General features: G+C 33.3%; 2 protein-coding genes and 1 pseudogene. All 3 read left to right on the top strand.

The window, feature by feature from the left end; translation table 11 throughout:
• Nucleotides 1-380 (top strand): annotated as a pseudogene (locus tag RTP52_RS05985) (hypothetical protein); the annotation flags it as partial.
• Between the two features lie 430 nt (nt 381-810).
• Nucleotides 811-1,890, top strand: coding sequence for a tRNA preQ1(34) S-adenosylmethionine ribosyltransferase-isomerase QueA (gene queA / locus RTP52_RS05980; RefSeq protein ID WP_312369861.1), 1,080 nt, complete (start codon nt 811-813; stop codon nt 1,888-1,890).
• Nucleotides 1,891-2,751: 861 nt separating this feature from the next.
• Nucleotides 2,752-4,974, top strand: coding sequence for a rhamnogalacturonan lyase family protein (locus RTP52_RS05975; RefSeq protein ID WP_312369860.1), 2,223 nt, complete (start codon nt 2,752-2,754; stop codon nt 4,972-4,974).
• Nucleotides 4,975-5,055: the final 81 nt, after the last annotated feature.

The raw sequence follows: 5,055 nt of genomic DNA, 5'->3' as shown, positions 1-5,055 counted from the left end.
GTTTACGTAGCATGTTTTCGCTCCCAAGTACCAAGTTTAAAATTATTAATTATCAGGATCAACCTGATGTTGTTACGGTAAAAGGAAGCCAAAGTAGTAAAACAAGAGCATTAAAAAACAGCTATGTAATCAGTGCGAATAATAAAGTTAGCTCATTAAATAATATAAAAGAACAGTATATCGTAAAAAGCGCGCATAACTTAACGAATTTCTTAAAGAATGCTCCGAATAATTCGAATACTTATTACTTCGCTGGTATGGGCTTTGGTCATGGTGTTGGAATGAGTCAGTCTGGTGCAAGGGGAATGGCATTAGAAGGATTTCGATATACAGAAATCATTTCTTTTTATTATAATGGATGCGTTGTAGGGCAATATTAAATATATAAATAGGTCGATAACATTAAAATCCATAGTTTTTTATAAAAGATCATGTTCAAAAAAATACAACAATAACATATAGAGTTATAATAGTTTGTATAAAAGATCATGTCCAATAGACTTAAATAATTATAATAGTTTGTATCAAAGATCATGTTCAATAGACTAATATAATTATAATAGTTTGTATAGAAGATCATGTTCAATAGACTTATAGAATTATAATAGTTTGTATATAAGATTATGTTCAATAGACTAATAGAGTTATAATATGTATAAAGGTCATGATCAATAGAAAAAATAACGCTAACCTATAAAAATAGTTTACTTAAAAATCTGAAGTAGTTATACAATATTAGGATAAAATTTTAATCAATTTATCCTTATTACAACATAATATGCGTGTAAGATACGCGGAATGGAGAACATCATGAAAAAACAGGATTTTTATTTTGATTTACCAGAAGAATTAATTGCACAAGACCCTTTAGAGGATCGTTCTAGCTCAAGGCTCTTGGTTTTAGATAAAAACAGCGGTAAAGTTACACATCATATTTTTAAGGAGATTATAAAATATCTTAAGAAGGGTGATTGCCTTGTCCTTAACAATACGAAAGTTATTCCAGCTAGATTAATGGGAGAGAGAATCATTGAGAAGGTACCATTAGCTCCGGGTCATAGTTATGGTAAAGAAGGAACACCAATAGAACTCTTACTGTTAAAAAGAAGACCAGATGATATTTGGGAAACTCTAGTTCGTCCTGGTAAAAAGGCGAAAGTAGGTACAAAGATAAGTTTCGGAGATGGTAAGTTAATTGGTGAAATTATTGATGTAGTTGAAGAGGGAAATCGTCTCGTTAAGTTTACTTACCAAGGCATCTTTGAAGAAATATTAGATGAACTAGGACAGATGCCACTTCCTCCATATATTACTCATGAGTTAGCTGATAAAAATAGATATCAAACGGTATATGCAAAACATGAGGGATCTGCAGCTGCGCCTACTGCGGGACTACACTTTACAAAGGAACTTTTGAAACAAATTGAGGATATGGGTGTTATTATTGCAAATGTAACTCTTCATGTTGGACTAGGTACTTTTCGCCCTGTAAAAGAAGATGAAATCTTAGATCATCATATGCATTCTGAAGTATACCAAGTAGAAGAGAGTGAAGCAAAAAAAATAAATGATGCGAAGCGAGCTGGTGGAAGAATCATTTGTGTTGGTACAACAAGTTGTAGAACAATTGAATCCGCTGCGGATGAGAATGGTTTTGTACAAGCAAAAAGTGGTGCAACAGAGATTTTTATCTATCCTGGATACAAATTTAAAGTGTTGAATTGTCTGATTACGAATTTTCACCTGCCAGAATCTACTTTAGTAATGCTAGTATCTGCTCTTGCAGGAAGAGAACATATCATAGCAGCCTATGAGGAAGCAGTGAAAGAAAGATATCGTTTCTTCTCTTTTGGTGATGCTATGTTTATAACAGATGATATTATGGAATAGGTTATTAACAAAAAGTGACTTTTATCATTCAGTTAAGAAAAAGTACGCAAGCGTACTTTTTCTTGTTTGAGGATATAAGTCACATTTTTTTATGTCTGAAATTATTTTTTCTAGGTATTAATAGATGAAATAAGAATATAAGAATAAAGTCTACAAATGTAGAATGAAGAAACTACTAATATAGAATATTATATCTACAGATGTAGAATGATGTAATTTGGAGTCTAAAAGTATAGTTTTTAATAGATTACGAATTTACTTTGATGTGTGCGCTTACTGGAATTAGAAAGACAAACAATCGAATGCATTGAATTTTCTTCCGATTTCATAAAAAACCATGTTTCTTTCGGTTCCTCAAAAATCTCCAATTACTATAATGAAGCAACAATTTTGCAAAAGAGTTCTTGATATGGTGTAATATTTTTATAAAGTAACAGGTAGGTAAAATATCTACACTTGGGGAGTTAATTTGTGTAGTTTGTATACGAACTGTTGCTAGATAAGTAAATAAATGTAAATAATTATTGACATTACGTAAATAGTATTTATAATTTAATTATAATATACCATAATTTGACATTTCTTTAATAGTATATACTTATTCACTCAACCAATCTATTCAATAATCCAAAATACCTTAAATATTCAAAGTTAATAAATACTTTATATATAACAGAACTTAAATTTATAACAAATAGGACAAGTATTATATTATATGTCCTTTTAATCTTAACTTAATGAATTAATCAGGAGGTGGTACTATGAACAACATTGTAGAATGAAGCTATACATAGATAAGGAAGTAGAATAATTTGAAGAAACTATCTCTTAACCACAATTAGAATAAAGGAGGAAATGTTCATGTTACAAAGTGAGTTAATTAAATCAAAAGTTTTATTGCCATGCTTTATAATATTTACTATGTTAATTTCTATGTTTGTACCATATCATATTAGTTTAGCAGCTACTAATATAGCGTTAGGTAAAACAGCAACCGCTAGTAGCACCCAATCAGGTTCCTCTGAAGGTAATGCAATCGATGGTAATACATCAACAAGATGGTGTGCAGCTAATGGTAATTTAAATCATTGGTGGCAAGTAGATCTTGGTAGTTCACAAAGTATTTCAGGAACAGAAGTTATGTGGGAGTTTAGTGGTCGTGTTTACGGTTATAAAATTGAAACTTCCACAGATAACAATACCTGGACTTTAAGAGCAGACAAGACAAATAACACCAGTACAGCACAGACTCAAAGTGATAGCTTTAGTGCTACAGCTAGATATGTAAGAATAACTGTTACAAGTTTACCAGCTAGCACATGGGCAAGCTTTTTTGAATTTAGAGTGTTTGATAATAGTAGTGGTGGTGGTTCTACAACACAACCAGCACTAACGAATCGTCAAATTGAAACTCTTGATAGAGGAGTAGTAGCTGTTAAAGTAACCAATGGAGTATTTGTAAGCTGGAGAGCTCTTGGAACAGAGGCACTTACGGTAGGTTATAATTTATATCGTGGTACTACCAAATTAAATTCTACACCACTAACTACGAAGACCAACTATACTGATACAGCTGGTACTGCTAGCTCCACCTATCAAGTAGCAGCAGTTGTAAATGGGGTAGAACAAGCAAAAAGTCCTGCAGTAAGCGTTCTAAGTAATAATTATCAGCAAATTCCTCTTGATGTACCTTCTGGAGGAACCACACCTGATAATGTTAGCTATACCTATAGTGCCAATGATTGTAGTGTTGGTGACCTTAATGGTGATGGCAAATACGAAATTATAGTGAAATGGGATCCATCTAATTCTAAAGATAATTCTCAAAGTGGCTATACAGGTAATGTATATATTGATGCCTATACGCTAACCGGTACAAAATTATGGAGAATTGATCTAGGTAAGAATATTCGTGCTGGTGCTCATTATACTCAAATTATGGTATATGATTTAGATGGAGATGGTAAGGCAGAAATTGCTATGAGGACTGCAGATGGTACAAAAGATGGACTTGGTAATGTAATTGGAAGTTCTACTGCAGATTATCGCAATGCAAGTGGTTATATATTAAGTGGACCAGAATATTTAACCATATTTAATGGACAAACTGGTGCTGCGATGGTTACTACTACATTTGAACCTGCAAGAGGTAATGTTACTGATTGGGGTGATAATTACGGTAACAGAGTAGATAGATTCCTTGCATGTATCGCTTATCTTGATGGACAAAGACCAAGCCTTGTAATGTGTCGTGGATATTATGAAAAAACCATGTTAGTAGCATACGATTATCGTAATGGTTCACTAACTAAGAGATGGACATTTAATTCATCCAATGGATATACAGCTTATCAAGGACAGGGTAATCACAATATAAGTGTAGCAGATGTAGATGGAGATGGCAAAGATGAAATAATCTATGGTTCATGTGCAATCGATGATAATGGAACAGGATTATGGACTTCTGGTCTAGGTCATGGTGATGCCCTACATGTATCTGACTTTAATCCAGATCGACCAGGATTTGAAGTATGGGGAATTCACGAAGGAACAGGTACTCCTGGTTCTGCATTATTGGATGCAAGAACAGGAGCAGTTATCTGGAAGACTGCCAATGCAGATGTTGGAAGAGGTGTAGCAGCAAATATAACATCTGCTTATCGTGGTGCTGAGATGTGGGGAGGAACTAGTGATTTACGAACTCCTACCAATACCAGTGCAGGTAACTTACCTTCATCCGCTAACTTTGTAGTATGGTGGGATGGAGATCTGCAACGTGAACTTCTTGATGATATTAATATAACAAAATATGGCGGTGGAACCTTACTTACAGCAAGTGGCTGTGCATCAAATAATGGAACCAAGGCAACTCCTAACCTTTCTGTTGATATATTTGGTGATTGGAGAGAAGAAGTTATATGGAGAACGACCGATAGCAAATATTTAAGAATCTATACTACCACAACACCAACAGAGTATAGATTTTATACATTCATGCATGATCCAGTATATCGACTTGGTATTGCATGGCAGAATGTAGCTTATAATCAACCTCCTCATACTAGTTTTTATCTTGGTGATTAAGTTTAGTTAACAATTAACGAAGTCATATTTTGTAAGAAAGAATAAATAATAAATTAGATTAATTGAAATAAGCCCTTCATT

The sequence above is a fragment of the Lachnoclostridium sp. genome, assembly GCF_031997925.1.
Taxonomy (GTDB): Bacteria; Bacillota; Clostridia; order Lachnospirales; family Lachnospiraceae; genus Lachnoclostridium.
Note: the sequence above shows the minus strand (reverse complement) of the source record. Positions and strands in the feature narration are given on the sequence as shown.

Excerpts from the sequence above, each read along its gene's own strand:
- queA (WP_312369861.1), top strand. The coding sequence starts at position 811 with ATGAAAAAACAGGATTTTTATTTTGATTTACCAGAAGAATTAATTGCA.
- RTP52_RS05975 (WP_312369860.1), top strand. The coding sequence starts at position 2,752 with ATGTTACAAAGTGAGTTAATTAAATCAAAAGTTTTATTGCCATGCTTT.